This window comes from Nocardia sp. NPDC004168, from assembly GCF_040610355.1.
Classification (GTDB): Bacteria; Actinomycetota; Actinomycetes; order Mycobacteriales; family Mycobacteriaceae; genus Nocardia; species Nocardia sichangensis.
Genome location: NZ_JBEXME010000002.1, coordinates 572,021 through 594,894, shown reverse-complemented (window position 1 = coordinate 594,894; position 22,874 = coordinate 572,021). Strand labels below are relative to the sequence as shown.

At 69.9% G+C, this 22,874-nt stretch carries 26 protein-coding genes; 5 read left to right on the top strand and 21 right to left on the bottom strand.

The annotated features are described in order from the left end of the window. Positions 1 to 58 precede the first annotated feature (58 nt). Positions 59 to 1,396 carry a glutamate-1-semialdehyde 2,1-aminomutase gene (gene hemL / locus ABZW96_RS06625; RefSeq protein ID WP_355071957.1) on the bottom strand — a complete coding sequence of 446 codons (1,338 nt, stop codon included), beginning with the start codon at positions 1,394 to 1,396 and terminating at the stop codon, positions 59 to 61. Positions 1,397 to 1,570: 174 nt separating this feature from the next. Here hemL and ABZW96_RS06620 point away from each other — a divergent pair, with 174 nt between their 5' ends. Further along, positions 1,571 to 1,957, top strand: coding sequence for a hypothetical protein (locus tag ABZW96_RS06620; RefSeq protein WP_355071956.1), 387 nt, complete (start codon positions 1,571 to 1,573; stop codon positions 1,955 to 1,957). Between the two features lie 21 nt (positions 1,958 to 1,978). On the opposite strand, the gene ABZW96_RS06615 is transcribed toward ABZW96_RS06620, so the two are convergent. The 6 genes from ABZW96_RS06615 to hemB all read right to left on the bottom strand — a co-directional run bounded on the left by ABZW96_RS06615 (position 1,979) and on the right by hemB (position 5,217). Further along, positions 1,979 to 2,200, bottom strand: coding sequence for a hypothetical protein (locus tag ABZW96_RS06615; protein ID WP_355071954.1), 222 nt, complete (start codon positions 2,198 to 2,200; stop codon positions 1,979 to 1,981). A 169-nt stretch (positions 2,201 to 2,369) separates the two neighbouring features. Then, complete coding sequence (locus ABZW96_RS06610) at positions 2,370 to 2,600, bottom strand: hypothetical protein (protein ID WP_355071952.1); 231 nt, start codon at positions 2,598 to 2,600, stop codon at positions 2,370 to 2,372. A 57-nt stretch (positions 2,601 to 2,657) separates the two neighbouring features. Beyond that, positions 2,658 to 2,918, bottom strand: a complete 261-nt coding sequence (locus ABZW96_RS06605) for a hypothetical protein (protein ID WP_355071951.1) — start codon at positions 2,916 to 2,918, stop codon at positions 2,658 to 2,660. Beyond that, on the bottom strand, positions 2,915 to 3,397 hold the full coding sequence (locus ABZW96_RS06600) for a hypothetical protein (RefSeq protein ID WP_355071949.1): 483 nt from the start codon (positions 3,395 to 3,397) through the stop codon (positions 2,915 to 2,917). The genes ABZW96_RS06605 and ABZW96_RS06600 overlap by 4 nt, the downstream gene beginning before the upstream one ends. A 321-nt stretch (positions 3,398 to 3,718) precedes the next feature. Further along, a complete protein-coding gene (locus ABZW96_RS06595) occupies positions 3,719 to 4,234 on the bottom strand; it encodes a hypothetical protein (protein ID WP_355071947.1) in 516 nt (171 codons plus the stop codon). A gap of 5 nt (positions 4,235 to 4,239) precedes the next feature. Next, complete coding sequence (gene hemB / locus ABZW96_RS06590; protein ID WP_355071945.1) at positions 4,240 to 5,217, bottom strand: porphobilinogen synthase; 978 nt, start codon at positions 5,215 to 5,217, stop codon at positions 4,240 to 4,242. A 206-nt stretch (positions 5,218 to 5,423) separates the two neighbouring features. Between hemB and ABZW96_RS06585 the strand changes: the two genes are divergently transcribed. The 3 genes from ABZW96_RS06585 to ABZW96_RS06575 all read left to right on the top strand — a co-directional run bounded on the left by ABZW96_RS06585 (position 5,424) and on the right by ABZW96_RS06575 (position 7,444). Continuing rightward, positions 5,424 to 6,209, top strand: coding sequence for a hypothetical protein (locus tag ABZW96_RS06585; RefSeq protein ID WP_355071943.1), 786 nt, complete (start codon positions 5,424 to 5,426; stop codon positions 6,207 to 6,209). A 36-nt stretch (positions 6,210 to 6,245) separates the two neighbouring features. Further along, positions 6,246 to 7,055: a tetratricopeptide repeat protein gene (locus ABZW96_RS06580; RefSeq protein ID WP_355071941.1), complete on the top strand. Its 810-nt coding sequence runs from the start codon at positions 6,246 to 6,248 to the stop codon at positions 7,053 to 7,055. Positions 7,056 to 7,171: 116 nt separating this feature from the next. Continuing rightward, positions 7,172 to 7,444: a hypothetical protein gene (locus ABZW96_RS06575; RefSeq protein ID WP_355071939.1), complete on the top strand. Its 273-nt coding sequence runs from the start codon at positions 7,172 to 7,174 to the stop codon at positions 7,442 to 7,444. Positions 7,445 to 7,611: 167 nt separating this feature from the next. Here ABZW96_RS06575 and ABZW96_RS06570 read toward each other — a convergent pair whose 3' ends face one another. From ABZW96_RS06570 to ABZW96_RS06550, 5 genes are all read right to left on the bottom strand, one after another. Then, positions 7,612 to 9,174 carry a bifunctional uroporphyrinogen-III C-methyltransferase/uroporphyrinogen-III synthase gene (locus ABZW96_RS06570; protein ID WP_355071937.1) on the bottom strand — a complete coding sequence of 521 codons (1,563 nt, stop codon included), beginning with the start codon at positions 9,172 to 9,174 and terminating at the stop codon, positions 7,612 to 7,614. A 61-nt stretch (positions 9,175 to 9,235) separates the two neighbouring features. Beyond that, complete coding sequence (hemC, locus tag ABZW96_RS06565; protein WP_355071935.1) at positions 9,236 to 10,291, bottom strand: hydroxymethylbilane synthase; 1,056 nt, start codon at positions 10,289 to 10,291, stop codon at positions 9,236 to 9,238. Further along, complete coding sequence (locus ABZW96_RS06560; RefSeq protein WP_355071933.1) at positions 10,288 to 11,730, bottom strand: glutamyl-tRNA reductase; 1,443 nt, start codon at positions 11,728 to 11,730, stop codon at positions 10,288 to 10,290. Before ABZW96_RS06560 ends, hemC begins: the two co-directional genes overlap by 4 nt. Before the next feature lie 70 nt (positions 11,731 to 11,800). Further along, on the bottom strand, positions 11,801 to 12,628 hold the full coding sequence (locus ABZW96_RS06555; protein WP_355071931.1) for a redox-sensing transcriptional repressor Rex: 828 nt from the start codon (positions 12,626 to 12,628) through the stop codon (positions 11,801 to 11,803). A gap of 240 nt (positions 12,629 to 12,868) precedes the next feature. Beyond that, positions 12,869 to 13,129 (bottom strand): glutaredoxin family protein, encoded by a 261-nt coding sequence (locus tag ABZW96_RS06550; RefSeq protein ID WP_355071929.1) that lies wholly within the window; start codon positions 13,127 to 13,129, stop codon positions 12,869 to 12,871. Positions 13,130 to 13,352: 223 nt separating this feature from the next. Here ABZW96_RS06550 and ABZW96_RS06545 point away from each other — a divergent pair, with 223 nt between their 5' ends. Then, positions 13,353 to 14,300 (top strand): HAD-IB family hydrolase, encoded by a 948-nt coding sequence (locus ABZW96_RS06545; protein ID WP_355072136.1) that lies wholly within the window; start codon positions 13,353 to 13,355, stop codon positions 14,298 to 14,300. 8 nt (positions 14,301 to 14,308) lie between these two features. On the opposite strand, the gene ABZW96_RS06540 is transcribed toward ABZW96_RS06545, so the two are convergent. From ABZW96_RS06540 to ABZW96_RS06500, 9 genes are all read right to left on the bottom strand, one after another. Further along, positions 14,309 to 15,316, bottom strand: a complete 1,008-nt coding sequence (locus ABZW96_RS06540) for a lysophospholipid acyltransferase family protein (RefSeq protein ID WP_355071927.1) — start codon at positions 15,314 to 15,316, stop codon at positions 14,309 to 14,311. Further along, on the bottom strand, positions 15,313 to 16,386 hold the full coding sequence (locus ABZW96_RS06535) for an NAD-dependent epimerase/dehydratase family protein (RefSeq protein ID WP_355071925.1): 1,074 nt from the start codon (positions 16,384 to 16,386) through the stop codon (positions 15,313 to 15,315). The genes ABZW96_RS06540 and ABZW96_RS06535 overlap by 4 nt, the downstream gene beginning before the upstream one ends. Positions 16,387 to 16,595: 209 nt before the next feature. Further along, entirely contained in the window at positions 16,596 to 16,697 is a 102-nt protein-coding gene (locus tag ABZW96_RS06530) for an AURKAIP1/COX24 domain-containing protein (RefSeq protein ID WP_003402602.1), read from the bottom strand. Between the two features lie 226 nt (positions 16,698 to 16,923). After that, positions 16,924 to 17,112 (bottom strand): helix-turn-helix domain-containing protein, encoded by a 189-nt coding sequence (locus tag ABZW96_RS06525; RefSeq protein ID WP_039802155.1) that lies wholly within the window; start codon positions 17,110 to 17,112, stop codon positions 16,924 to 16,926. A gap of 259 nt (positions 17,113 to 17,371) precedes the next feature. Next, positions 17,372 to 18,190 carry a pyrroline-5-carboxylate reductase gene (gene proC, locus ABZW96_RS06520; protein WP_355071923.1) on the bottom strand — a complete coding sequence of 273 codons (819 nt, stop codon included), beginning with the start codon at positions 18,188 to 18,190 and terminating at the stop codon, positions 17,372 to 17,374. Between the two features lie 32 nt (positions 18,191 to 18,222). Further along, positions 18,223 to 19,110, bottom strand: coding sequence for a thioesterase family protein (locus ABZW96_RS06515; protein ID WP_355071921.1), 888 nt, complete (start codon positions 19,108 to 19,110; stop codon positions 18,223 to 18,225). Between the two features lie 139 nt (positions 19,111 to 19,249). After that, entirely contained in the window at positions 19,250 to 20,128 is an 879-nt protein-coding gene (locus ABZW96_RS06510) for a sugar phosphate isomerase/epimerase (protein WP_355071920.1), read from the bottom strand. A gap of 110 nt (positions 20,129 to 20,238) precedes the next feature. Then, a complete protein-coding gene (locus tag ABZW96_RS06505; protein WP_355071918.1) occupies positions 20,239 to 21,843 on the bottom strand; it encodes a hypothetical protein in 1,605 nt (534 codons plus the stop codon). Continuing rightward, a complete protein-coding gene (locus tag ABZW96_RS06500; protein ID WP_355071917.1) occupies positions 21,840 to 22,871 on the bottom strand; it encodes a Ppx/GppA phosphatase family protein in 1,032 nt (343 codons plus the stop codon). The genes ABZW96_RS06505 and ABZW96_RS06500 overlap by 4 nt, the downstream gene beginning before the upstream one ends. Positions 22,872 to 22,874 lie beyond the last annotated feature (3 nt).

Sequence of the window (22,874 nt, the reverse complement as noted above, 5' to 3'; positions counted from 1 at the left end):
GCGGCGGACGGCTTGGCCGGCTCGCGCCGGTCGGCATCGGGCTGATCGAGGTCGGAGGTCACGCGCGGGATCCTTCGGGGGTGGCGGCCGCCGCCGCGTGCGCGGCGGCGGGCAGGGCGGCAGCGATACGGTCGAACGCGTCCTCGTCGAGCGCCGCGGAGACGAACCACGCTTCGAACGCGCTCGGCGGCGCGTACACGCCACCGTCGAGCAGGGCGTGGAAGAACGCTGGATAGCGCCAGGTCTCGCTCGCCTTGGCGGCGGCGTAGTCGGTGACCGGGCGTTCGGCGAAGAACACGCTCACCATATTGCCTGCGAACTGGACCTGATGCCCGACCCCCGCGGCGGTCAGCGCCGAGGTGAACAGCTCGCCGAGCCGCCGCGCGTTGCGGTCCAGCGCGGCGTACACCGCCTCGTCGGCCGCGCGCAGTGTGGCGAGGCCCGCGGCCACCGCGACCGGGTTACCGGACAGCGTCCCGGCCTGGTAGACCGGCCCGAGCGGCGCGAGGTGGTTCATGATCTCGGCGCGACCGCCGAACGCGGCCGCGGGCAGACCGCCGCTCATCACCTTGCCGAAGGTGTAGAGGTCGCCCGCGACGCCTTCCCGGCCGAACCAACCCGCGGCGCTGACCCGGAATCCGGTCATCACCTCGTCCATGACGAGTAGCGCCCCGTGCTCGGCGGTGAGCGCGCGCAGTCCCGCGTTGAATCCGGGCAGCGGCGCCACCGCGCCCATGTTGCCCGCCGCCGCCTCGGTGATCACGCAGGCGATCTGACCCGGGTTCGCGGCGAACGCGGCGGCGACGGCGTCGATGTCGTTGTAGGGCAGCACGATGGTGTCGGCGGCCTGCGCGCCCGTCACGCCGGGCGAGGTGGGCAGCCCGAGCGTGGCGACGCCGGAGCCCGCGTCGGCGAGCAGCGCGTCGACGTGGCCGTGATAACAACCGGCGAACTTGATGATCTTGGTGCGTCCGGTGTAGCCGCGGGCCAGCCGGACCGCGCTCATCGTCGCCTCGGTGCCCGAGTTCACCAGCCGTACCCGCTCCACCGGCGTGACCCGCCGCACGATCTCCTCGGCGAGTTCGATCTCGGCTTCGGTCGGCGCGCCGAAGGACAGACCCCCGCTCGCCGCGCCGCGCACCGCCTCGACTACCGCCGGATGCGCGTGGCCGAGGATCATCGGCCCCCAGGAGCAGACCAGGTCGACGTACTCGTTGCCGTCCGCGTCGACGAGCCTCCAGCCGTCGGCCGAGGCGATGAATCGCGGTGTGCCGCCGACGGATCGAAATGCCCGCACCGGAGAGTTGACGCCACCCGGAATCACCGAACTCGCCCGGTCGAAGAGCTGAGCGGAAACCGGCACAGCGGCACTGGTCACGCGCGGAGAAGAACTCACGAGTTCCAGTCTCTCAGCACCGGAAAATCGGCTTGACGACAGGGTGTAGTGCAGTGATGCAGGCCGCAGCCGCCCGGCAACACGCCGAGGTGGGGTTCGCGCGGATTTCGATCGCTGAACGGTTGCCGGTGCGTAGTCTCAGCTCACATTCGTCCATCGTTCGGGAGGGTCTGCATGCGGATTGCCATCGTCAGCGTGGGTGTGCTCGCCGTCGTCGCGGGGGCCGCAATGGCACTCGGCGCCGGATCCGCCGCCGCGCAGCCGCTCGATCAAATCGATGACGTGCGGCTGGCCATCCCCTTGGACCACACGGCGACCGCAGCGCTGGCCGGCGGGCCGATTCCCGCCGTGGTCACCATGTTCGTCCCGCCCAGCCGGATCGGCGCCGGACTGAAGAACGACTCCGCGATCTACCGCGACGACCGCGGTGCGGTGCACGCCACACTGCGCCAGGTGGTGCTGGAGGCGGCGGGCCATCCGGACGGCACGGTCACCGTCTACCTGAACGCCCCCGGCACCCGCGACGGCCGTGTGCTGGACATCTACCAGCACTGGAACTGAACGGGCGCCGGGCCGCCGCAGTCAGGCGTACATGCAGGGGACCTGCGCCGACATCGTGTGCAGGAAGCACATGAACCCGTTGTAAGGGCCGGCGGATCCGGAATCCGGCACCAGGATCGGCGCATCGACCGGGTTCGCGTCCTCCAGTGGCAGTCCCGGGGTCGCGCCTGCGGGCGCGGCCCCGAGTCCGAGGGCGGCGGCCACGGCAAACGCGGCACAAATCTTCACGGCGAACCGGTTCATCGAACACTTTCCTTCATCGACGCACGTACCAGATACGGCCGAAATACTAACGGCCCCAGGGCCATTCCAACCAAAGCGCACGGTCGGCGGGCGTCGGGCGCCGAACCGGGGGCGGTAGCACGGTAACCCGCCTGCGCGCGGTCCGCAGCGGTTAGCAGGCAATCCGTGGCTACGTGATGCCCAGACAGAACGCGGCGAAGCCGGTCGTCACCAGGCACGCCAACGGCGTCGGCAGCGCGTGCAGCAGCGGTGCCGGCGGCGTGGCCGCGAAGGCGGGTGTCACCGGAACAGGCTCTTGCGGAACGGTTTCGGCGGACGCGGTGGCTGGTACGGCTGCGGCCGCGCCGATCACACCGGCCGCCACCGCACCGAAAAGTGTTCGCTGGACAGTTGGTTTCATGTGATCGGCGTTCCCGCTGCGCGCGGCATGAAACGATCGCAGACGAATTCGCGTCGATCAGCGCACGGCTCCGGCGCCACGCAGTCCACGCGCGAGCCGGGCCGCGGCGTCGATGGCGAGCACACCGGCCACCGCGACGAGCAGCGTGGCCAATAGCCACCAAGGCGCGGCATAGCGGATCGCGGTGAAACCCGGGGCGTCGCCGGACGGCGGGAAATCGGTGGTGCGCATGCCCGCGCGTGCGCTCAACGCCGCCCCGATCAGCGCGAGCACGAACAGATCCACTTCCACCAGCACCGCGACCAGCCAGCGCCTCATCGGTCCACTCCGTCCGAACTGCGTTGAACGGCCTCGGTCAACGCCGCGCGCAGCGCCTTGTGGTCTCTGGCCCAGGCCTGCACCAGGCTGCCGTCGGCCAGCCGCAGCCCGATGCCGGTACGGCGGCGCGGCACGCCGCTCAGCTCACCGAGCGCCCTGGCCGACTCCCACTCTTCGTCGTCCCAGGAGTTCTCGTCCCGTTCCGGCATGACCTCCGCGATCGAGCTCAGCGGGAGCGACTCGGTGCCCGAACGCAGCGTCTCCGCGGTGAGTTCGACGCCGACGTGCCGTTTGCCCGCGACCACTTGCAGTGCGACGAAACCGGCGATCAGCGCGGCACAGAACAGCAGGGCGAACCAGTGCACGTCACCACCGGTGACGAGTTCCAGGACGAGAACGGCCAGGCACAGGATCGGCCCGTAGGCCACGGCGCGCCAGCGGGCGCCCGGCTCGGTGAACAAGACGGCTTCGGCGGTCACGCCGGAGCCCCCGCGGCAGCGTGGACCAAGGCGGAGAGCGGAATCAGCGACTCAAGCCGGGCAGCAACAGCACGGCGACGGTCAGCACGGCGAACAGAATCAGCAGACTCAAGACGGCCAGATCCCGCCGAATGCTGTGCGGCTGCTGGATCACCACTCGCATCGATGCCTCCGATCCTCCGGAGCCATTTGCCGAGTTCGCGCGCGTAATAAGCGCCAACGAACGGCAGACGACTACCGGTTTCCACGTCCACTGTGACAACCCTCACCATACATGCCGGACTGTCTCGGACAAATTGGAAACCTGTTCCATTCAGAGCCTCAACGCCTGCCCGGCTGGAAGTAAGCGGTGGCTTCGGGTCGGTGGGACAGATAGATGGCGCCGACCGCGAGCACGCCCTGCACGATGGAAGCACCGCCCGCGACGAGCGAGGCCGTCCCGGTCACCGCGTCGATTGCCAGCAACGCGCCGACGCCGATCACCACGGACCAAGCGCCGAGGACCGTCAGCACGGTGCGCGCCCACGGTTTGCCACGCCCGAACTGGTGCACGATCACCAGAGCGAGCGCGGACAGACCGAGCCCGATCAGCACCACGACTACGTAGACCAGCGACACCATCAGCTCGGCGCTTGCCATCGTGACCTGCGGATCTTGCGTCCTGGCCTGCTCGAAGACCTGCTCGGCGAACGTGCGCCGCTGATCCAGGGCAGCGACGATCGAGGCGATCAACTGCACCACGCCGAATCCGACGACACCCCACCACAGCTGCCGCGCGGTACCGACATCCTCCGGCATCGGGGGCCGGGCCGAGCCCGCGGCGAACGGTCCCGCCATATTCGTCACGACAGCCAGTTCGCGGCCTCGGTCGCCCAGTAGGTGAGCACGAAGTCCGCGCCGGCCCGGCGAATGCTCAGCAGCGACTCGAGGACGGCGCCGCGGCGGTCGATCCAGCCGCGCTCGGCGGCGGCGGTGATCATCGCGTACTCGCCGGAGATCTGGTAGGCGGCGACCGGGACCGTCGAGTGATCGGCGACCTCGCGGAGAATGTCCAGATACGACATGGCCGGCTTGACCATGACGATGTCCGCGCCCTCGGCCAGGTCCAGTTCGAGCTCGCGGATCGCCTCGCGCCGATTTGCCGGGTTCTGCTGATAGGTGCGCCGGTCGCCTTCCAGCGAGGAAGCGACCGCTTCCCGGAACGGTCCGTAGAACGCCGAAGCGTATTTGGCGGAGTAGGCCAGGATGCCGGTATCGATGCGCCCGGCCGCGTCCAGACCGCGCCGGATCGCGCCTACCTGGCCGTCCATCATGCCGCTGGTGCCGAGCAGGTCGGCGCCCGCATCGGCCTGGGCGAGCGCCATCTCGACGTAGCGGTCCAGCGTCGCGTCGTTGTCGACCGCGCCGTCGGCCGCGAGCACACCGCAGTGCCCGTGATCGGTGAACTCGTCCAGGCAGGTGTCGGCCATGACCACGGTCGAGTCGCCCACCTCGTCGGCGAGGGCGCGCAGGCCGCGGTTGAGGATGCCGCGCGGATCGCTGGCCGCGCTGCCTACCGCGTCCTTGTCCTCCGGACGCGGCACGCCGAACAGCATGATGCCGCCGACACCCGCCGCGACCGCCTCGACCGCCGCCTTGCGCAGCGAGTCGAGCGAATGCTGCACCACGCCCGGCATGGAGCCGATCGGACGCGGCTCCGCCAAGCCGTCGGCCACGAACATCGGCAGCACCAATTGCCGTGGTTCGAGCGTGGTTTCGGCCACGAGACGGCGCAGAGCGGGAGTACGGCGCAACCGCCGTGGGCGGTCCATTCCGGTCATGAATCGCACGATACGCCCGGCGCGATCCGCTGTCGCGAGCGCCCGTGGCCCGCTCCGCGACGCCGGGCCCGACCCTCTGGGACAGCTGCCGCGCGTTACCCGGCGATCACTCATGCCATCCGAGTGATAACAGTGTGCGAAATCACACATTACCCCCCTGACGAAGGCGCATACTCCGACTAGGCGAGACCCGCTGGGGGACAAGCATGACCGATCCGCACATCGACATCTCGCTGGCCAGAGCCGCCGACTTCGAGTCGTGGGCGGCGGTGTTGCTGGCCGACTGGTGGCCCGTGCTCACCGACGGTCTGCCTCCGCCCGCGTTCATGCTGCGGGTCTGGCGTGCCACCGACGCCACCGGGCAGAACTTCGCCGTGGAGTTCGTCGCACGACAATCGGCCGCGCCCGAGGTGATGCCGGGCGCGCACGTCGCCTTCCGGATGCTCGGCATCCGGCCCGACGAGCCCGAGTGGATACGCAGCCGGGGGACGCACCTGGCCGGCGGCACCGAGGACGCCATCGTCCAGTTGCGCTTCTCCGACACCGCCCGCTGCGTCTTCCTCCGCCTGCAGAGCAGGCCGTGCCAGGTGACGGAGGCGGCGGGCCGACGACTGTGCGCAGGGGCGGAGACCAGCCTCCGGTTTCCGGACACCGCTTCGGGGCCGCTGGACGTGCGCGTGGCCCGCAACAGCGCACGGCATCTGCTCGCCCAGCACAGCGCACGGCATGCCACCCCGGTCGACCCCTTACAGCTCGGGCCGCCGCAGCGGGTCGCCGACATCGGCTGGGCCTTCATCTTCCCGTGGTCGACCACGTCCTGGTACCTCGACGGCTCGGTACCCACGCTTCCGCCGGGCAGCCGGGGGCCGATCGTGGTGGTCAAGGACACCGGACACACCTGGCTGCTGGACAGCCTCCGCAACTACGACGCGCAGCTGACCGCTTACGCGCACGCGAACGGGTACCGCGTCCCGATGGAACAGGCGCGATGATGGACGGCGTGGTGTTCCGCGAGACGGGCTGTTGAGATGACCGAGCCGCCGAGCGAGGTCGAGTTGGTCGCCATGCAACGGCGCGCCGAAGCGCTGTGGCACGCGGGCGACGCGGCGGGCGCCGAACGCTGGCTGCGCCGGGCCGCCGCGGGTGGCAGCGCGCCGGCGATGGGCATGCTCGGCGCGCTGCTGGGAGCCGACGGGCGGATCGGCGAGGGGATCCACTGGCTGGAGACCGCCGCCGGCCGCGGCAACGAAGCGGCGGGGATGCAGCTGGGCCTGCTGCACACCGAGCGCGGGAATATCGATGAGGCGGAGCGCTGGTTGCGGCCGGCCGCCGAGCGCGGGTTGCCGGAAGCCCTCTGCAATATGGGCGTCATCGCCAACCGGCGTGGACGCGACGAAGAGGCCGAGCAGTGGTACGAACGAGCTGCCCGCGCCGGAAACCCCACGGCCATGCGCAGTCTCGGTTTGCGCTTGGCGCGCCGCGGCGAATTCGACCGCGCGATCGACCTGCTCACCGAGGCCGCGCGGCGGGGAAGGACCGATGCGATGGCGGTGCTCGGCGCCTTGCATCTGGACCGCGGCGAGCCGATCGAGGGTGAGCGGTGGTTGCGCAAGGGCGCCGAAGCGGGCGACCCGGACTCGATGTTCCACCTCGCGCTATTGCTGCGCGCCGCCAACACCCCCTACCTCGCAGGCGATTTCGCCGACCCCGAGGTGCTGCGGACCGCCGCCGCCATCGCGACCGGCCGCACGCCGGCGCAGCGGGAAGCCAGGCAGTGGCTGGAACGCGCGGCCGCGCTCGGCCATCCGCAGTCGATGCGACTGTTGCACGATCTGTGAGCCACTGGACGCTCGAAAACCCTTCTGGCCAGCCAAGTTTGTCGGTCCCCCCGGGTACAATCGAAGGTACGTTCGAGGGGGCTCGCCCGCCCCCGATCGCCACGGGAGGGATGCCAATGCGCACACCACAAACCGTTCTCATCGATCGCCCCTACACCCCTTTGCAGAAGCGCCCGCTGCCTCCGGGCCGCCCCAAGGCGTGGTACGTCCTGCACAACCGGCGGCTCAAGGCGATGCGCCTGGCGATCGCACTGCTCGACTCCGGCGTCTACGCACCGAGTTACGCCACGAACAAGCGAATCAGGCACACCGCCGAGGTAATCGGCATCCGCCCACCCTCCGACGCCACCTGCTCCATGGTCCGCACCTTGATGCGCAGACGGTACTGAGATCCGATCGCTGGTTCGGGTCGCGGTCGCGAAGCCGCATAAGCGAGCCTTCGCGACCGCGAATCACCCCTGGCGCCCAGCGCACCGCAACCACGTCTTTCGAGCGAAGCGAGACCGGGCCGCGAACACCCAGCGCCGCAGGCGCTGGAAAGACCGACACAGCAAAACTACCTACTGCGGCGGCTCTTCTTGCGCGGCGGCGGCAGGAGTCCTTCGGCGCGCAGCCGGGCCGCGTGCTCGGCCAGCGCTTCGACCAGGGGACCGACTTGGGCCACATCGGGCTGCACGTCAACGCGCAAGCCGAATTCGATGGCGGTTTCGGCGGTCTTGGGGCCGATGCAGGCCACGATGGTGCGGGCGTGCGGCTTGCCCGCGATGCCGACCAGGTTGCGCACCGTGGAGGACGAGGTGAACAGGACCGCGTCGAAACCGCCGGTCTTGATCATCTCGCGGGTCTCCGCGGGCGGCGGCGAAGCGCGCACCGTGCGGTAGGCCGTGACGTCGTCGATCTCCCAGCCGCGATCGCGCAAGCCCTCGGCCAGCGTCTCGGTGGCGATGTCGGCGCGCGGCAGCAGCACCCGGTTCACCGGGTCGAACACGTCGTCGTAAGGCGGGAAGTCGGCCAGCAGGCCCTCGGAGGACTGCTCGCCGCTGGGCACCAGCTCGGGGTTGATGCCGAACGACCGCACCTTGTCGGCGGTGGCCTCCCCCACGCAGGCGATCTTCACACCGGAGAACGCCCGCGCGTCCAGACCGAATTCGGCGAACTTCTCCCACACCGCGCGGACCGCGTTGGTGGAGGTGAACACCACCCACTGGTAGCGACCGTCGACCAAACCCTTGACCGCGCGCTCCATCTGGGCGGGGCTGCGCGGCGGCTCGACCGCGATGGTCGGCACCTCCATCGGGATGGCGCCGTGCGTGACGAGCCGTTCGCTCATCTCCGCGGCCTGGTCCTTGGTGCGCGGCACCAGCACGGTCCAGCCGTACAGCGCGCGCGACTCCCACCAGGACATCTTCGAGCGCTGCGCGACCACCTTGCCGATGGTCACCACCAGCGGGCCGACCAGTTCGGAGGCGGCGCTGTTCAGCGTGGCCAGAGTGGCCTCGATGGTGCGCTGCTGACGGGTGGTGCCCCGTACCGTCACCGCGACCGGGGTCTGCGGCGCCATGCCGTGCTCGACCAGGGCGCTCGCGGTCTCCGCGAGATGACCCGAGGTCGAGTGCAGGACCAGCGGGCCGGGCGCGGCCGCGAGCGCGGCCCAGTCGACCTCGCCGCGCACGTCCGCCTCGGTGTGCCCGGAACCGAGCGCGATGCCGGCGTAGCTGGGCACCGCGGAACCGTTGGGCAGGCCGGGCAGCACCTCGAAGACCATGTGCGAGCGGGTGACGGCGTTGACCTCGGCGATCACCGAATCGGTGGTCAGCGGGTCGCCCGCGACCACGCGCACCACGTCGTGCCCGGCACGCGCTTCGGCGATGAGCGTCTTGGCCACCTCGGCCGGCTCGCCGAGCGCGGGCCGCACGTCGACGGGACGTTCGCCGTCGGGCCCCGGCTCGACCGAGGTGCCGATCAGGGCGAGCACACCCTTGTCGACATCCGGGTCGGTGAACGCCAGCGTCGCCCGCCCGATGACCTCACGGGCCCGCACCGTGAGCAGCGCCGGGTCACCCGGACCCGATCCGACGAAAAGGATGCGACCGGGGTGCTTCTTCGTGGCTCGGCTCATGCCTGCACCTCGCTTGCGCTCGGCTCCGGCATACCCGAAGGCACGGTGCCTATGCTTCCGCTCATCGGCTGTTCTCCATTGGGCTGGGGTTGGGCAAGTCTGTGGCGGGCGAACTCACCGCCCGGGTGGGGGAACCATCGTCCGGTTCGGTGGCGAGCAACTCGCGCGCACCCATGTCGAGCAACTCGCGGGCAAGTGCGCGGCCGAGCTCGGCGGCGTCGTCCGGGGCGCCGACCACCGATGCGCGCAGCACGTCGGATCCGTCGACGGCCGCCGCGCACGCGCGCAGCGACAGTTCGTCCACGATCCGCCCTTCGTCGTCGAGCGATTCGACCACCTCGGCGAGCGCACCGATCGGTGCGGTGCAGCCCGCCTCGAGTTCGGCCAGCAGCGACCGCTCGGCGACGACCGACGCGCGGGTGGCCGCGTCGTCGAGGCCGGAAAGGATCTCCACCAGCGCGGTGTGGTCGCTGCGGCATTCGACCGCGAGCGCGCCCTGCGCGGGAGCGGAGAGCATCTGCACCGGCTCCAGCGACTCGGTGACCGCGTCCAGCCGATCGATGCGAGCCAGTCCGGCTCTGGCCACCACCACGGCGTCCAGCTCGCCCTCCCGGACCTTGCGCAGCCGGGTGTCCAGGTTGCCGCGCAGCGGGACGATGTCCAGGCCCAGCCCGAGCGCCCGCAACTGAGCGGCGCGACGCGGCGCGGAGGTGCCGACCTTCGCGCCCGCGGGCAGCTCGCCGAGGACCAGTCCGTCGCGCGCGACCAGCGCGTCACGCGGGTCCTCCCTGGGCGGGATGGCGGCGATGGTGAAGCGCGGGTCCTGCGCGGTCGGCAAATCCTTGTAGGAGTGCACGGCGATGTCGATCGCGCCCGCCGCCAGCTCGTCGCGTAGCGCGGAGGTGAACACGCCGACGCCGATCTTCTGCACCGGGTCCGACGACAGGTCACCGGCGGTCTTGATGACGACCAGCTCGGCGGGCTGACCGGCCGCGATCAGCGCGTCGCGCACCGTGCCCGCCTGGGTCAGCGCGAGCAGGCTCCCGCGGGTGCCGATCCGCCACGGGGCACGAGTGCCTTCCGCGGTGGCGTTGCCTTCTCGGTGAACCATGGTCATGCCGTCTGCCCCTGTTCCTCGCCGCGATGGCCCGCGGTGAAGTCGTCGGCCAGCGCGATCTCCCCGTCGGCCAATGTGATCTCGGCGCGGTCGTCCGCGAGCGCGGTGATCTCCATCGGCGCGGCGACCGCCTGGGCCGCGCCCGGCTTCAGTTCGAACAATTCGCGCAACGCCTCGGCGTAGCTGTCGCCGCCCGGCGTGGAGGCGAGCTGCTTGACCCGCACCGTCGGCGCGTGCAGCAGCTTGTCGACCACCCGGCGCACCGTGCGCGCTACCTCGTCGCGTTCCGGGTCGGCGAGGCCGGGCAGCCGCGAATCCAGACGCAGCAGTTCGGCCTCGACCACCTCCGCCGCACGCTGGCGCAGCGCCGCCACCGTCGGGGTGACCTCGGCCATCCGCTGTCCGGCGAGATACTTCGCGAGCTCGTCGGCGACGATCGATCGGGCGGCTGCCGTGTCGTCGGCGGCGGCGCCCGCGGCCGGATCGCGCTGCAAGGTCTCGATGTCGATGAGTGTGACGCCGGGCAGTCCGGCCACGGCGTGCTCCACATCGCGCGGCAAGCCGAGATCGCAGAACACCAACGGCCGGTCCACCGTGGCGAATTCCTCGCCGCGCTCGCGGTCGGTGAGCGCGCGGTGGGTGTCGGCGAGCGTCACGACCGCGCCGACCGCGCCGGTACAGGTGACCACCACGTCGGTCGCGGACATCGCCTCGGTGAGCCGCGACAGCTCCATGGCCTCGGCCTCGACGCCGTGCGTCCGCGCGGTCTCGGCGAGCCTGCGCGCCCGCGCGATGGTGCGGTTCACCACGATGATCCGGCCGATCCCGGCTCGGGAGAGATGCGCGACCGCGAGACCGCCCATGGCCCCCGCTCCGACCACCGCGGCGGTCCGGCCGGCCAGGGGGCCGAGCACCTGCTGCGCGCGATCGAGCGCGACCGACACCACCGACGCGCCCGCGCGGTCGATGCCGGTTTCGGCGTGCACCCGCTTGCCGACCCGCAGCGCGTGCTGCGCCAGCTCGTGCAGGGTCCGCCCGACCGCGCGCTGCGCGTCGGCGGAGGCGTAGGCCCCGCGAATCTGGCTGAGCACCTGCTGCTCGCCGACCACCATCGAGTCCAGGCCACTGGCGACCGCGAACAGATGCTCGGCGGCGGCCTCGGAGTAGCGGACGTAGGCGTGCTTGGTCAGATCCGGCATCGGCAGGCCGGAGTGCTTGGTCAGCAGATCGCCGATCTCGGCGAGACCGCCGTGGAAGGCGTCGACCACCGCGTAGACCTCGACCCGGTTGCAAGTGGAGACGATCATCGCCTCGGACACATGACTCGAGGAGATCAGGCGGTCGATCAGCTTCGGCCGGTCGGTGTCGGTGACGGCCACCTTCTCCAGCACGGGAACCGGCGCGCTGCGGTGCGAGATGCCGACGAGGAGAACGCTCATGCCGTCACCGTCCCGGCACGAACGGAATCCTCCGCCGTGCTGAACTGCATGATTCGCTCGCTGCGCTCACTCATGGTGTGACCACCGATCCCTTGCTGCTTGGCTCCGTTGCCGTATGCGAGGTTGCCGTATGCGGGGTTGCCGAGTGCTGGAGTGCCGGATGCGAAGTCGGCAGGCGGTGCGCGATGCGACCCGACCCGGCGTGCGCGACCGGCAGCGGAGCCTGCTCCGCGTTGCGCACCCGTTCGAACGACAGCATCTGCATCTCGACGGCCAGGTCGACGCGACGGACCTCGACCGTGGCCGGTGCGACCAGCTCGCAGGGGGCGAAACTCAGAATCGACTGCAGTCCGAACGCGACGAGCCGATCGCACACGTCCTGGGCCGCGTCGTCGGGAACGGTGATCACCGCGATGGTCGGCTCCAGCTCGGCGACCGCCGCGGCCAGCTCCGCGACGTCGCGCACCACCAGTCCGGCGACCGGCATGCCGATCACCGCGGGGTCGCTGTCGAGAATGCCGACCACGGTGAAACCGCGCCGCTGAAACCCGCCGTAGCCAACCAGTGCCCGGCCCAGGTTTCCCGCGCCGACCAGCACGACACGGTGGCCCTGCGACAGACCGAGCACATCCTCGATCCGGGAGCGGAGCTTGGCCACGTCGTAGCCGACGCCGCGAACGCCGTTGGGGCCGAGGAAGGATAGATCCTTGCGCAATTTGGCCGAATTGACACCCGCCGCGACAGCCAGTTCCTCACTCGATACGATGGCAACACCGTCGTCGGCCAACATGGCGAGGACCCGAAGATAGGTAGCCAGCCGCGCGACGGTGGCCTGCGGGATGTCCTTCTGCAGAGCCCTGCCGGAGACGCCGCCTGGCGCCTCATGCTGCTCTGTCACGTCGTCGGCTCCTCGTCCCGGGCCTCGGGCTCCGGTTCGTCGCTCGACCCTTCTGACCCGGGGGCGGTCCGGTGCCATGGTGTCGAAGTTTCGGATTTCGGGGCGGCTCCGCAGCCTCGGCATGCGGGTCGCGTTGCCACCACCGTAACTGCTTGTGAAGCCCTGCACAAAGTCGGTGAAATTGGCCTCATTTTCCGCCGCGACCAGCACAGTGGCCGAATCGGACGGAAAACGGCGCGCTCAGCGCTCCAGGTCGGCCCGCAATCGAGTCTCGTCGACATCGAAATAGCTGTGTTCGCGGCCGTCGAGCAGGACGACGGGAAGCCGGTCGCCGTACTCCGCGCGCAGGCCAGGGTCGGTAGCGGCGGCTTCGTCGACGTCGACGGTCGCCGGTTCGAAACCGAATTCGGCGCAGATCACGCGCAGCTGTTCCAGTGCCGTCGCACACAGTCCACAGCCCGCGCGAGTCAGCAATGTCACCGAATGTGTGTGATTGGTCATGACCGGAATTCAATCAGCGGCCGGAACGCCATGCGGGCTCGGTGCGCGCCACGCGATTGTGTCGCGCGCCGCCTTCTGCCGTGACTGTCGGCCGATCCGGCTACTGTTGACATGGTTCGCGCGACGGGCGGAGGTACTGGTGCCGGAACGATCGAAGGTGGCGAGGGCCGGATTCATCGCGGGACGATTCGGTGAGTTTCCGGCGCGGTGGAATCTGAGCCAGATGGGCCAAGGTCTGCAGGACCAGCTCGCCCGCATCTCGCGCAGCCCCTTCGGCCCGACTGAAGAAGAATTGCGGGCCAATCTGGCCGGTGAGGCGAGCGCGGACGCGGCGCTGACCCTGCACGACGCCGAGCTCGCCGCGGGCGAGGTGGAGGCCGCTGGTCCCGAGGCGCCGCGCGACCTGACCGCGGCGGCGTTCTTCGACGTCGACAACACGATGGTGCAGGGCGCCTCGATCGTGCATTTCGCCCGCGGTCTGGCGGCGCGCAAGTACTTCAAGACCTCCGATCTGGTGGATGTCGCCTGGAAACAGGTGAAGTTCCGGGTCACCGGCAAGGAGAGCAGCACCGACATGGCCAGCGGCAAGGAGAAGGCGCTGGCGTTCATCGCCGGGCGCTCGACCGCCGAACTGGCCGCGCTGGGCGAGGAGATCTACGACGAGATCATCGCCGACAAGATCTGGCCCGGCACCCGCGCGCTCGCGCAGATGCACCTGGACGCGGGCCAGCAGGTGTGGCTGGTGACCGCGACCCCGGTGGAGCTGGCGCAGGTGATCGCGAAGCGGCTCGGGCTCACCGGAGCGCTGGGCACCGTGGCCGAGAGTGTCGACGGGAAGTTCACCGGCCGCCTGGTTGGCGACATCCTGCACGGACTCGGCAAAGCGCATGCGGTGCGCACCCTGGCGATCCGCGAGGGCCTGAACCTCAAGCGGTGCACCGCGTACTCCGACAGCCACAACGATGTGCCGATGCTCTCGCTGGTCGGCACCGCCGTCGCGATCAACCCGGACTCGGATCTACGCGAGGTCGCCAAGAACCGCGGCTGGGAGATCCGCGACTTCCGAACCGGCCGCAAGGCGGCAAAGATCGGCGTACCCACCGCCCTGGCCCTCGGCGCAGCGGGCGGTGCCGTAGCGGCGGCGGTAACCCGCCGCCGCGACGGTCACTAGCGCATCCGCTACCCCGTGAAAACGTTGCGGCGTTTGGTGAGCAGTTTGTAGAGCGTCTGCTGGATGGTCTCGCGCACTTGGTCGGTGACCTCGAACATGGTCATCGGGTCGTCGGCGGCCTCGGGCTCGTACGGCGCGGTCGGGATGGGGGCGCCGAATTCGATGTACCACTTCGACGGCAGCGGCACCGCCCCCAGCGGGCCGAGGTGCGGGAAAAGCGGCGTCACGGGGAAATACGGGAGACCCAGGAGCCGGGCCAGCGGCTTGAGGTCGGCCAGCTTCGGGTAGATCTCCTCGGAGCCGACGATGGAGCACGGGATGATCGGCACGCCGGTGCGCACCGCGGCGGCGACGAAGCCGCCGCGACCGAAGCGCTGCAGCTTGTAGCGATCGGTGTACTGCTTGCCGACGCCCTTGAACCCTTCGGGGAACACGCCGGTCAGCTCGCCGGAGCGCAGCAGCCGTTCGGCGTCCTCCCGGCAGGCCAGCGTGTGGCCCGCCCGGCGAGCCAGCACCCCGAGCACGGGCGTCTCGAAGATCAGGTCGGCCGCCAGCAAGCGCAACGCGCGCTGCTTGGGATGCCGATCGTGCACGGCCAGCTGCAGCATCAGACCGTCGATCGGCACGGTGCCCGCGTGGTTGGCCACGATCAGCGCGCCGCCGGCTTCCGGGAGATTGTCCATGCCGCTGACCTCCACCCGGAACCACAGGTCCGACAGCGGACGCAGGGCGGGCAGGATGACCGACTCGAGCAGATGCTCGTCGAAACCGAACTCGTCGACCTGGTAGTCGCCGGTGAGCCTGCGGCGCGCGAAATCCGCGGTCTTGGAGATCTGCTTGCCGAGCGCGCCGCGCAGCATTCCCGACAGCGACTGGGGCGCGGCGGGCGCGACCGCCGCGCGCCGCTCCACCAGCGACGTCACCGGACTCGGAGCGGCCAGCCTGCGTGGCGCCGGCCGCTGGCGCGCCTCGGTCTGGAGGTCGTGGAGTCGGATGACTTTCGCTACGTCGTTCATTGGTGTGCTCCCGTACCGGCCCCGAGCAGGCCGAGCAGTTTGTGTTCTGCGGCGTCGATCCACGCTGGATCGACCACGGGCCGCAACGCTGCGCCCCCGATGAAGTCGTCGAATGCCTGCACGGTCGTCCAGCGCGGCACGAACCCGAATTCGGTGCGCATGCGCGTGGTGTCCAGGCCACAACCGAAGTGGAAATAGTCGAGCTGTTCGGCGGAGAACTCCCGCAGCACCGGGCCCATGAGCAGGCGACCCGCGGTGCGGAACACCGTGAAGGGAACGGGCAACTCGATCCGGCCCGCCCGCCGGACCGCCTGCGACAGCGACAGCGCGCCGTCGCCCGCGATGTTGTACGTGCCACCTGCCGCGCCGCGCGCCGCGTGGGTCAACGCGGCCACCGCGTCCTCCTCGTGCAGCAGCTGCATTCTGGCGTCCCGGCCGAATACGGTTGGGGTCACCGGCGAACGCAGATATTGCGCCCCGCGGGCGGCCAGCCGCGGGCCGACGATGGGGGCGAATCGCAGAATTGACGTGGCGATATCGGGGCGCCGCCGGGCCAGCCCGCGAACATAACCCTCTATATCGATCATGTCCCGCGCGAAGCCACCGCGCGGCGGTGTGCGCGCGCTCATTTCCTCGGTGAATTTCGCGGGATCCTTGGCGCTGCAACCGTAAACCGCCGACGAGGAGCGCAGCACCACCCGGCGCACCGAAGCCACCTTCTGGCACACCGCGAACAGCTGCATCGCGCCGAGGACGTTGTAATCCTTCATCACCGCGCGACCGCCGCCCGCGGGCGGGCGCGTCAGCAGCGCGGTGTGCACCACGGTATCCACCTCGCCACCATCGATCACCTTACGGATCAACGGATTTCGAATGTCCGCCCGGACGAATTCCGCGCGGCCCATGCGCCGCTGCAACTCTCGGCTCGGCGTCATCGTGTCGACGGCGAGGATCCGTTCGATCGCGGGTTGCTGGGCGAGGCGGGCGACGACCGTGCCGCCGAAGAACCGGCTGGCCCCGGTGACCAGCACGACCTTCGGCGCGTACACTTCCCGACCCTCAGAACTCACCGGCACCCGCTTTCCCTTGCCAGCCGCCCTTGTGATTATTCCCAGTGCCCAGCGTAGCGGTTACCTACCCGCGCACCGAGAGTATTAACCAGGATCTAACGATGACTTCAGTCACGTGATACAAACGGTGATTCCAAAATTTCAAGTTTCAAATAAAAGAGCCCGTCACCTATTGGTGACGGGCTCGCGCAGCTACCACGCAGCGATGCCTACTTGCCGAGTTTGCGCCGCTGAACACGCGTGCGGCGAAGCAGCTTGCGGTGCTTCTTCTTCGACATGCGCTTGCGGCGCTTCTTGATCACAGAACCCATAGGGTTGTCCTCGCGTTCTCTCTACTCGGCGCGCACGCTGCCCGTGCGCGATTGCCGGACGCCCGTCTGCCGCGCCCCGGCCGACGGGCCGGGGTCACTCGGCAAGCCTCACGCCCCGTGTTCGCGCCGCCGGATACCACGGGGCAACGAACAACGATGCCACCGGCGGGCGAACACGAACCGAGGAGCTATCGTACCGTCACGCCCCAGCGGTACCGAAACCGCCTCATCCGGCGTCGAAATAGGACGTTTCCAGATAGTCGTGCACCGCCTTGGCGTGCACCCGGAACGATCGTCCGACCCGCACGGCGGGCAACTCGCCCGAGTGCACGAGCCGGTAGACCGTCATCTTGGACACCCGCATCAGACTCGCCACTTCGGCGACGGTGAGAAACTGGGTGCCGCCGCCGAGCACAGGTTGCCCCTGTGTCGCGGCTTCACGTTGTGCGCGGGAATTCCCCCGACTTGCTGCGGAACCGGAGCCGCCGGACGCTCCGGAATTCGCAGACATCTTGTTCGCAGACATCATTGCACCATTGACCTCCGGCACGTCCGCGCCGCCGGCTTCCCCACCGGCGGAACAGACACGCACGTGCTCCTTGAAGCTTAGCGGGACCAGTGGTGTTACTGCGACGGGTGTGAGAAATCGGGTTTTCCGATTTTAAACAGACCGGTCACTCCGCTGATGCGCCCTGTTCGACCGACCGTTCCTTCGATGCGAAGAGGGCTTCCCAGAATGCCGAGCGTAGTCCTCCGCGCTCGAGTTCGCGGATCGCGGCCGCGGTGGTGCCCGCGGGCGAGGTCACCGCGGCGCGCAATTCCGCCGCGGTCTGGGTCGAACTGTCCAGCAGGGCGGCCGAGCCGACCATGGTCTGCACGACGAGCTGGGTGGCCACATCCCTGGTGAGCCCGAGCCCGACGCCCGCGTCCACCAAGGCCTCGACGACCAGGAAGAAGTAGGCGGGCCCGGATCCGGACACCGCGGTGACGGCGTCCATCTGGCTCTCCGCCACGGTGACCACCTTGCCGACCGCGCCGAGCACCTCGGTCACCAGTTCCAGATGCCGCTCGCGCGCATAGCGCCCCGGCGCGATGACGCTCATCCCCTGCCCCACCAGCATCGGCGTATTCGCCATCACCCGCACCACGGGGAACCCGGCGGGCATTTTGCCCTCCAGTCGAGCGGTCGGCACACCGGCGGCAAGCGACACCAGCACCTGATCGCGGTCGCTGCCGATCTCCGCCTTGCCCAGCGGCGCGAGCACGGCGTCCACATCGCCCGGTTTCACCGCGATCACCAGCAGATCCGCGCCGACCGCGGCATCGGCGAGGTCGTCGGTGACCCGGACGCCGAAGCGGTCGGCGAGCTGATGGGCCCGTTCCCGATGCGTCTCCACGACGACCAAATCCTTGGTCAGCCGCCCGGACTCCAGCAACCCGGCGACCAACGCCTCCCCGATGCGCCCGCCACCGATCACCGCAATTCTCGTCATGGGCCTCAAGGCTAGACGGCGCGCGCGGCGGCTCAGCGCTGGGGAACGAGCGCCAGCTGACGACTCTGCGCCACGACCGCGCCGGTCGAGTCCAGCACCAGCTGATCTTCGTCGAACATGCGCTCGCCCACCTCGTGCGTGGTGGCGACGATCCGCAGCCAGCCCGGCGCGGGCCTACGACGCAGGTAGGTGGTCATCTGCACGGTGGGCGCCCAGCCGAAGTGGCCGAGGTTCATCGGGACCGGCGGGCTCATGTCGGCGCTCATCATGGCGAAGTACATCGCGACGTCCGGGTCCTGCTCGTCGCCCGGTCGCGGACGAATCCACAGCCGCAGGCGCGGCTCGCCCTTCGCGCCCGCGAGGAAGCGGGCCCAGTCGCGGTCGAGATAGATGTCGGCGCCTCGGCCGACGTGCACGATGTCGCCCATCTGGGAGCCGGGCTCGTAGCCGATGGCATCGGCGGGCGGCTCCGTGGGCATGTCGGAGTGCTCGGGCGCGTAGATCGGGTTGGCGTCGTCGAGGCGGCTGAACGTCAGCGCCGTGCGCACCAGGACGCGGCCGTTCTGGACGAGGTCGGCGTCGGCCAGGCAGATCTGGCGACCGATCTTCCGCAGGCGCACCTCGTATTCGACCTCGCCGGGGTTCGGCGCGCCGAGGAAATCGGAACTCGCGGCGACCGGCGCCATCCCGACCAGCGCGGGATCGGCGGCGCGCAGCCAATTTGTCGCCGCGGCCGCGCTGCCCGCGACCATCGTCCCGCCGTGCACCTTCGGGCCGATGGTCCAGATGTCGTCGATGAAGCCCAGGTAGCGGCCGGTGTCCGGCGTCCGCGGTGGCGCCGGTTCCAGCGCGCACACCTGGCTGAACGGTGCGTCGGTCGTGGCCGCCGGGCCGAATTCGGCCGTCAGCTCCGTCGTCATCCTCACTCCTGTCCTGCGTCGACCGCACCCGATGGCGTCGTTCGCGGCCTCGCGACCACACTGTCGGCAACGGGTTCGTACAACGTACAACGCAACCGGCGACCAACCCCATGGCCACATACCGGAGTAGCGACGAGCGTCACATCGGCGGTTCGGGCGAGCTGTGCCGCGCGCCGGCGGGAGTGGGCGCGGCGGCCTCGGTCAGATGCTTGCGGGCGAAGGCCAGCGTGCGATGCAACATCTCGGCCCGCTCCTTGGTCGTGCGCGCGTTCTGCGTGTTGATCTCGGCGACGACCTGGCCGGTGAAACCGCTGCGGACCATGCTCGCGCACACTTCCACGCACGGCTGGGTGCCATCGCCCGGAACGAGATGTTCGTCGTGCGCGGCGCCTCGGCCGTCGGCAAGGTGCAGATGGACCAGACCCGCGCCCATGCGGGCCGCCAGCGCCAATGGGTCGGCTCCTGCGGTGGCGGTATGGGACAGGTCCAGGGTGTAGTGGCGGAACCCGGTGTCGGTCGGGTCGTAGGAGGGGCTGAAGGCGGTGAGCGCCGGACCCGGGCCACCACGGCGCTCCAGTCGGCGCACCGCGCCTTCGCGTCGGCCGAACAGCGTGTCCGCCCGCATCGGGAACATGTTCTCCACTGCCACGATCACCGGGCTGCTCTCCTCGAGCTCGGCCACCTGCGCCGCGAACCCGGCCGCATAGCGGCGCTGCCAGCGGAACGGCGGGTGCACGACGACAGTGCCCGCGCCGAGCGCCTGGGCGGTGTGCACGCTGCGCTCGAGCTTGGCCACCGGATCCGAACCCCATACCCGCTGCGAGATCAGCAGGCACGGAGCGTGCAACGCGAGCACCGGAACGCCGTATCTGCGCGAATACGCCTGCACGGTGGCGATGCTCTGGCTGGCGGGCTCGGCCCAGACCATCAGCTCGACGCCGTCGTAGCCGAGTTCGGCGGCGTAACGGAACGCGGCCTCCGTGTTCTGCGGGTACACCGAGGCGGTCGAGAGCCCCACCCGGATCTCCTTCGGCCGGGATGCGCCCCCGGTATCTCCTGGCGATCCCTCGCCCGTACGCGACCCGGTCTCGTTCGCCTGCCCGATATTCGCCACGACTTGCTCCATGCTCAGTTCGTGCTGAGAAGAAAGGCCAGTGGCCCCAGGGTGACGAAGATGCCCACGACGACGGCGATCACCGTGCTGAGGATGTCGTCGGTCCTGCGCAGGATCCGCACGAGGGCCACCAGGCCGAGAATCACGATCATCGCCAGGGCCAGCGCGACCCAGGGCAGCATCTCCCACATCCGCTCGAAGCCCTTGAACAGCAGCATGCCCGCGACGGCGGCGCCGGTGCTCTGGCCGCCGAGGATCATCCACTGGCGCCGGTTCTCGTCGTCCTCCGCCTTCTTGACGGCCCGGGACCGACGCGAGGTGGCCCGGCTGGTGACGCGAGGTTCGTCGACGATGTCGTCCTCGTCGTCTTCGTCCTCGTCCAGCGCGATCGGCTCGTAGACGTCGGTGACGCCGTCCAGTTCCGCGGCCTCGGCCGCGGCACGCCTACCGCGACCGCCTCTGCCGTTGCGCGCCGCCGCGCCGCGTTCGGCCCGGTCGACGCCGTCGCGCAGCAGGTCGCCCGCGACCGTCTGGCCGGAGAGCAACTGCTGATCCTGGCTAGCCAGCGACCACGCGGCGGTCGGGATGCCGACGGATTCCGGCGCGGAATCGGCCTGCGGCTTGTGCCGGCGGGCCGACCAGGCCGGTAGTCCGTTCTCGCCGACGCCCTCGCGGCGGGCTGATCTTCGATGTGCCTCCTGCTGCGGCTCGGGCGGAGCGGGCCTGGTCGGCTTCGGTCTCGGATCGGGCGGCGGCGGAAGGGGCAGCGGTTCCGATTCCGGGGCGAAACCGCCGGTGGACGGGGACCAGGCCGCGGTGGACGGACCGAGATCCTCGGCGGCTTCCGCGGCCTCCGCCGCTCTGCGCCTGGCCGCGCGCCCGCCCCTGGCGCCGTTGCGTTCGGGCAGCGGCGAACGGCCGAAGCCGGGTGCGTCCCGCTCTCCGTGGCCGTTGCGGCCCGGTTCACCGACCCCGCGGTCGGACAGCGCGTCCCGGCCGAACGGCTCGTGCGGGGCCTCGTGCCAGGACCGTACCTGGGTGGCCTCTTCTTCGGGTTCCTCCCGCCTGCGCCTGCGCCCCGAGCGCGGGGGCGTCTCGGGCACACCCGCCAGCGGGTCGGGGGCGTACGGACCGGGCGCGACCGAGAACAGATCGGACACCGGAGTATCCGGCGACAGCGGATCGAAGGACGTGCCGTGCCGCGAAGAGGGCATCTCCCGGCCGGGCATGACCCGGTTGGATCGCCCGGGCGGCGGATCGGCCTGCGGCGGGTTCGGCTGCGCGTAACCGGCCAGCGGGTCGTACATCGAAATCGGGCCCGACATGGGCGAATACGACGACGGATCGGGCTGTGGCTCGGGTGAGTAGGAAACCGGTTCCGGCGCGGGCGGATCGAACGAGGGGGGCGCGTAGGCGGGCTCCTCCGCGTCGGAATCCGGCGCCGCGTGCGCGGAGTGGCCACCGCCGTCCCGGATGACCGGCAGGTCGCCGGTCAGTTCGGCGACGGAGATGCCACGGCCACTGCGGCGACGTCTGCCACCGCCGGACGAGCCTCCGCTCTGCTGGCCGTTACGCGCCAGCAGTTCCGCGACCGACAGCTGTTTGGAATCCTCGCTCATGACGACACCGTCCCGATCGAGCCCGGCGAAGGCGCGCCGCCGGGCGCGGGCCGACCGTCACCGGTCGCCGTGCCCGCTGAGTACGTTGCTTCGGGTCCACCATTCATATCGGTATCCAGTTTGCGCAGGATCAGCCCTTCACGCAGCGCCCACGGGCAAATCTCCAAAGTATCGAGCGAAAGTGCCCGCATACTCGCCTCCGCGACCAGTGCGCCGGCCACCAATTGCTGTGACCGATCGGAACTTACGCCTTCCAATTCTGCACGGTCCGCCGCCGTCATCCGCGAGATGAACGCAATCAGTTGGCGCAGACCCGAGCTCGTGAGTGTACGACGCACCCGCGGACCCGCCGCGGAGGGTGCCGCTCCGGTGAGCCGTGCCAGCGACCGGAAGGTCTTCGAGGTACCAACGGCGAGATCGGGCTTGCCCGGCTCGAGCAGCTTCTTCGCCGGTACCACCAGCTCGGCGTCGAGCCAGTCCCGCAGCACGGCGACCCGGCGCTTGCCCGGCGGGTCCTCGCGCAGCCACTCCCTGGTCAACCGGCCCGCACCCAGCTGCAAGGACAGCGCGACGTCGGGTTCCTCGTCGCCGCCGTTGGTCATCTCGAGCGATCCGCCGCCGATGTCCAGGTTGAGAATGCGCCCGGCGCTCCAGCCGTACCAGCGGCGCACCGCGAGGAAGGTCAGCCGCGCCTCGTCGACGCCGGACAGCACCCGCAGGTCGACTCCGGTCGACTCGCGCACGCGACCGAGTACCTCCTCGGAATTGGCCGCCTCCCGCAGCGCCGAGGTGGCGAACGGCATCAGTTCGACGCATCTGGACGTCTCGGCGATGCTGGCGAATTCGGCCACGGTGTCGATCAGCCGCTGCGCGCCCGCCTCGGTGATTCGACCGGCGACGTCGATGTTCTCCGCGAGCCGCAAGGTGGCTTTCGTCGAGCTCATCGGCAGGGGGTGACCGCCACGATGCGCGTCCACCACGAGCAGGTGAACGGTATTGCTTCCGACATCGAGTACCCCAAGCCGCACATG

Coding starts and splice junctions, on each gene's coding strand:
- ABZW96_RS06515 (WP_355071921.1), bottom strand. CDS start 19,110: ATGACGACGGAGCTGACGGCCGAATTCGGCCCGGCGGCCACGACCGAC.
- ABZW96_RS06585 (WP_355071943.1), top strand. CDS start 5,424: ATGACCGATCCGCACATCGACATCTCGCTGGCCAGAGCCGCCGACTTC.
- ABZW96_RS06540 (WP_355071927.1), bottom strand. CDS start 15,316: ATGAACGACGTAGCGAAAGTCATCCGACTCCACGACCTCCAGACCGAG.
- ABZW96_RS06615 (WP_355071954.1), bottom strand. CDS start 2,200: ATGAACCGGTTCGCCGTGAAGATTTGTGCCGCGTTTGCCGTGGCCGCC.
- proC (WP_355071923.1), bottom strand. CDS start 18,190: ATGACGAGAATTGCGGTGATCGGTGGCGGGCGCATCGGGGAGGCGTTG.
- ABZW96_RS06605 (WP_355071951.1), bottom strand. CDS start 2,918: ATGAGGCGCTGGCTGGTCGCGGTGCTGGTGGAAGTGGATCTGTTCGTG.
- ABZW96_RS06545 (WP_355072136.1), top strand. CDS start 13,353: ATGGGCCAAGGTCTGCAGGACCAGCTCGCCCGCATCTCGCGCAGCCCC.
- ABZW96_RS06550 (WP_355071929.1), bottom strand. CDS start 13,129: ATGACCAATCACACACATTCGGTGACATTGCTGACTCGCGCGGGCTGT.
- ABZW96_RS06595 (WP_355071947.1), bottom strand. CDS start 4,234: ATGGCGGGACCGTTCGCCGCGGGCTCGGCCCGGCCCCCGATGCCGGAG.
- hemB (WP_355071945.1), bottom strand. CDS start 5,217: ATGACCGGAATGGACCGCCCACGGCGGTTGCGCCGTACTCCCGCTCTG.
- ABZW96_RS06570 (WP_355071937.1), bottom strand. CDS start 9,174: ATGAGCCGAGCCACGAAGAAGCACCCCGGTCGCATCCTTTTCGTCGGA.
- ABZW96_RS06530 (WP_003402602.1), bottom strand. CDS start 16,697: ATGGGTTCTGTGATCAAGAAGCGCCGCAAGCGCATGTCGAAGAAGAAG.
- ABZW96_RS06505 (WP_355071918.1), bottom strand. CDS start 21,843: ATGAGCGAGGATTCCAAACAGCTGTCGGTCGCGGAACTGCTGGCGCGT.
- ABZW96_RS06560 (WP_355071933.1), bottom strand. CDS start 11,730: ATGAGCGTTCTCCTCGTCGGCATCTCGCACCGCAGCGCGCCGGTTCCC.
- hemC (WP_355071935.1), bottom strand. CDS start 10,291: ATGACCATGGTTCACCGAGAAGGCAACGCCACCGCGGAAGGCACTCGT.
- ABZW96_RS06575 (WP_355071939.1), top strand. CDS start 7,172: ATGCGCACACCACAAACCGTTCTCATCGATCGCCCCTACACCCCTTTG.
- ABZW96_RS06610 (WP_355071952.1), bottom strand. CDS start 2,600: ATGAAACCAACTGTCCAGCGAACACTTTTCGGTGCGGTGGCGGCCGGT.
- ABZW96_RS06620 (WP_355071956.1), top strand. CDS start 1,571: ATGCGGATTGCCATCGTCAGCGTGGGTGTGCTCGCCGTCGTCGCGGGG.
- ABZW96_RS06580 (WP_355071941.1), top strand. CDS start 6,246: ATGACCGAGCCGCCGAGCGAGGTCGAGTTGGTCGCCATGCAACGGCGC.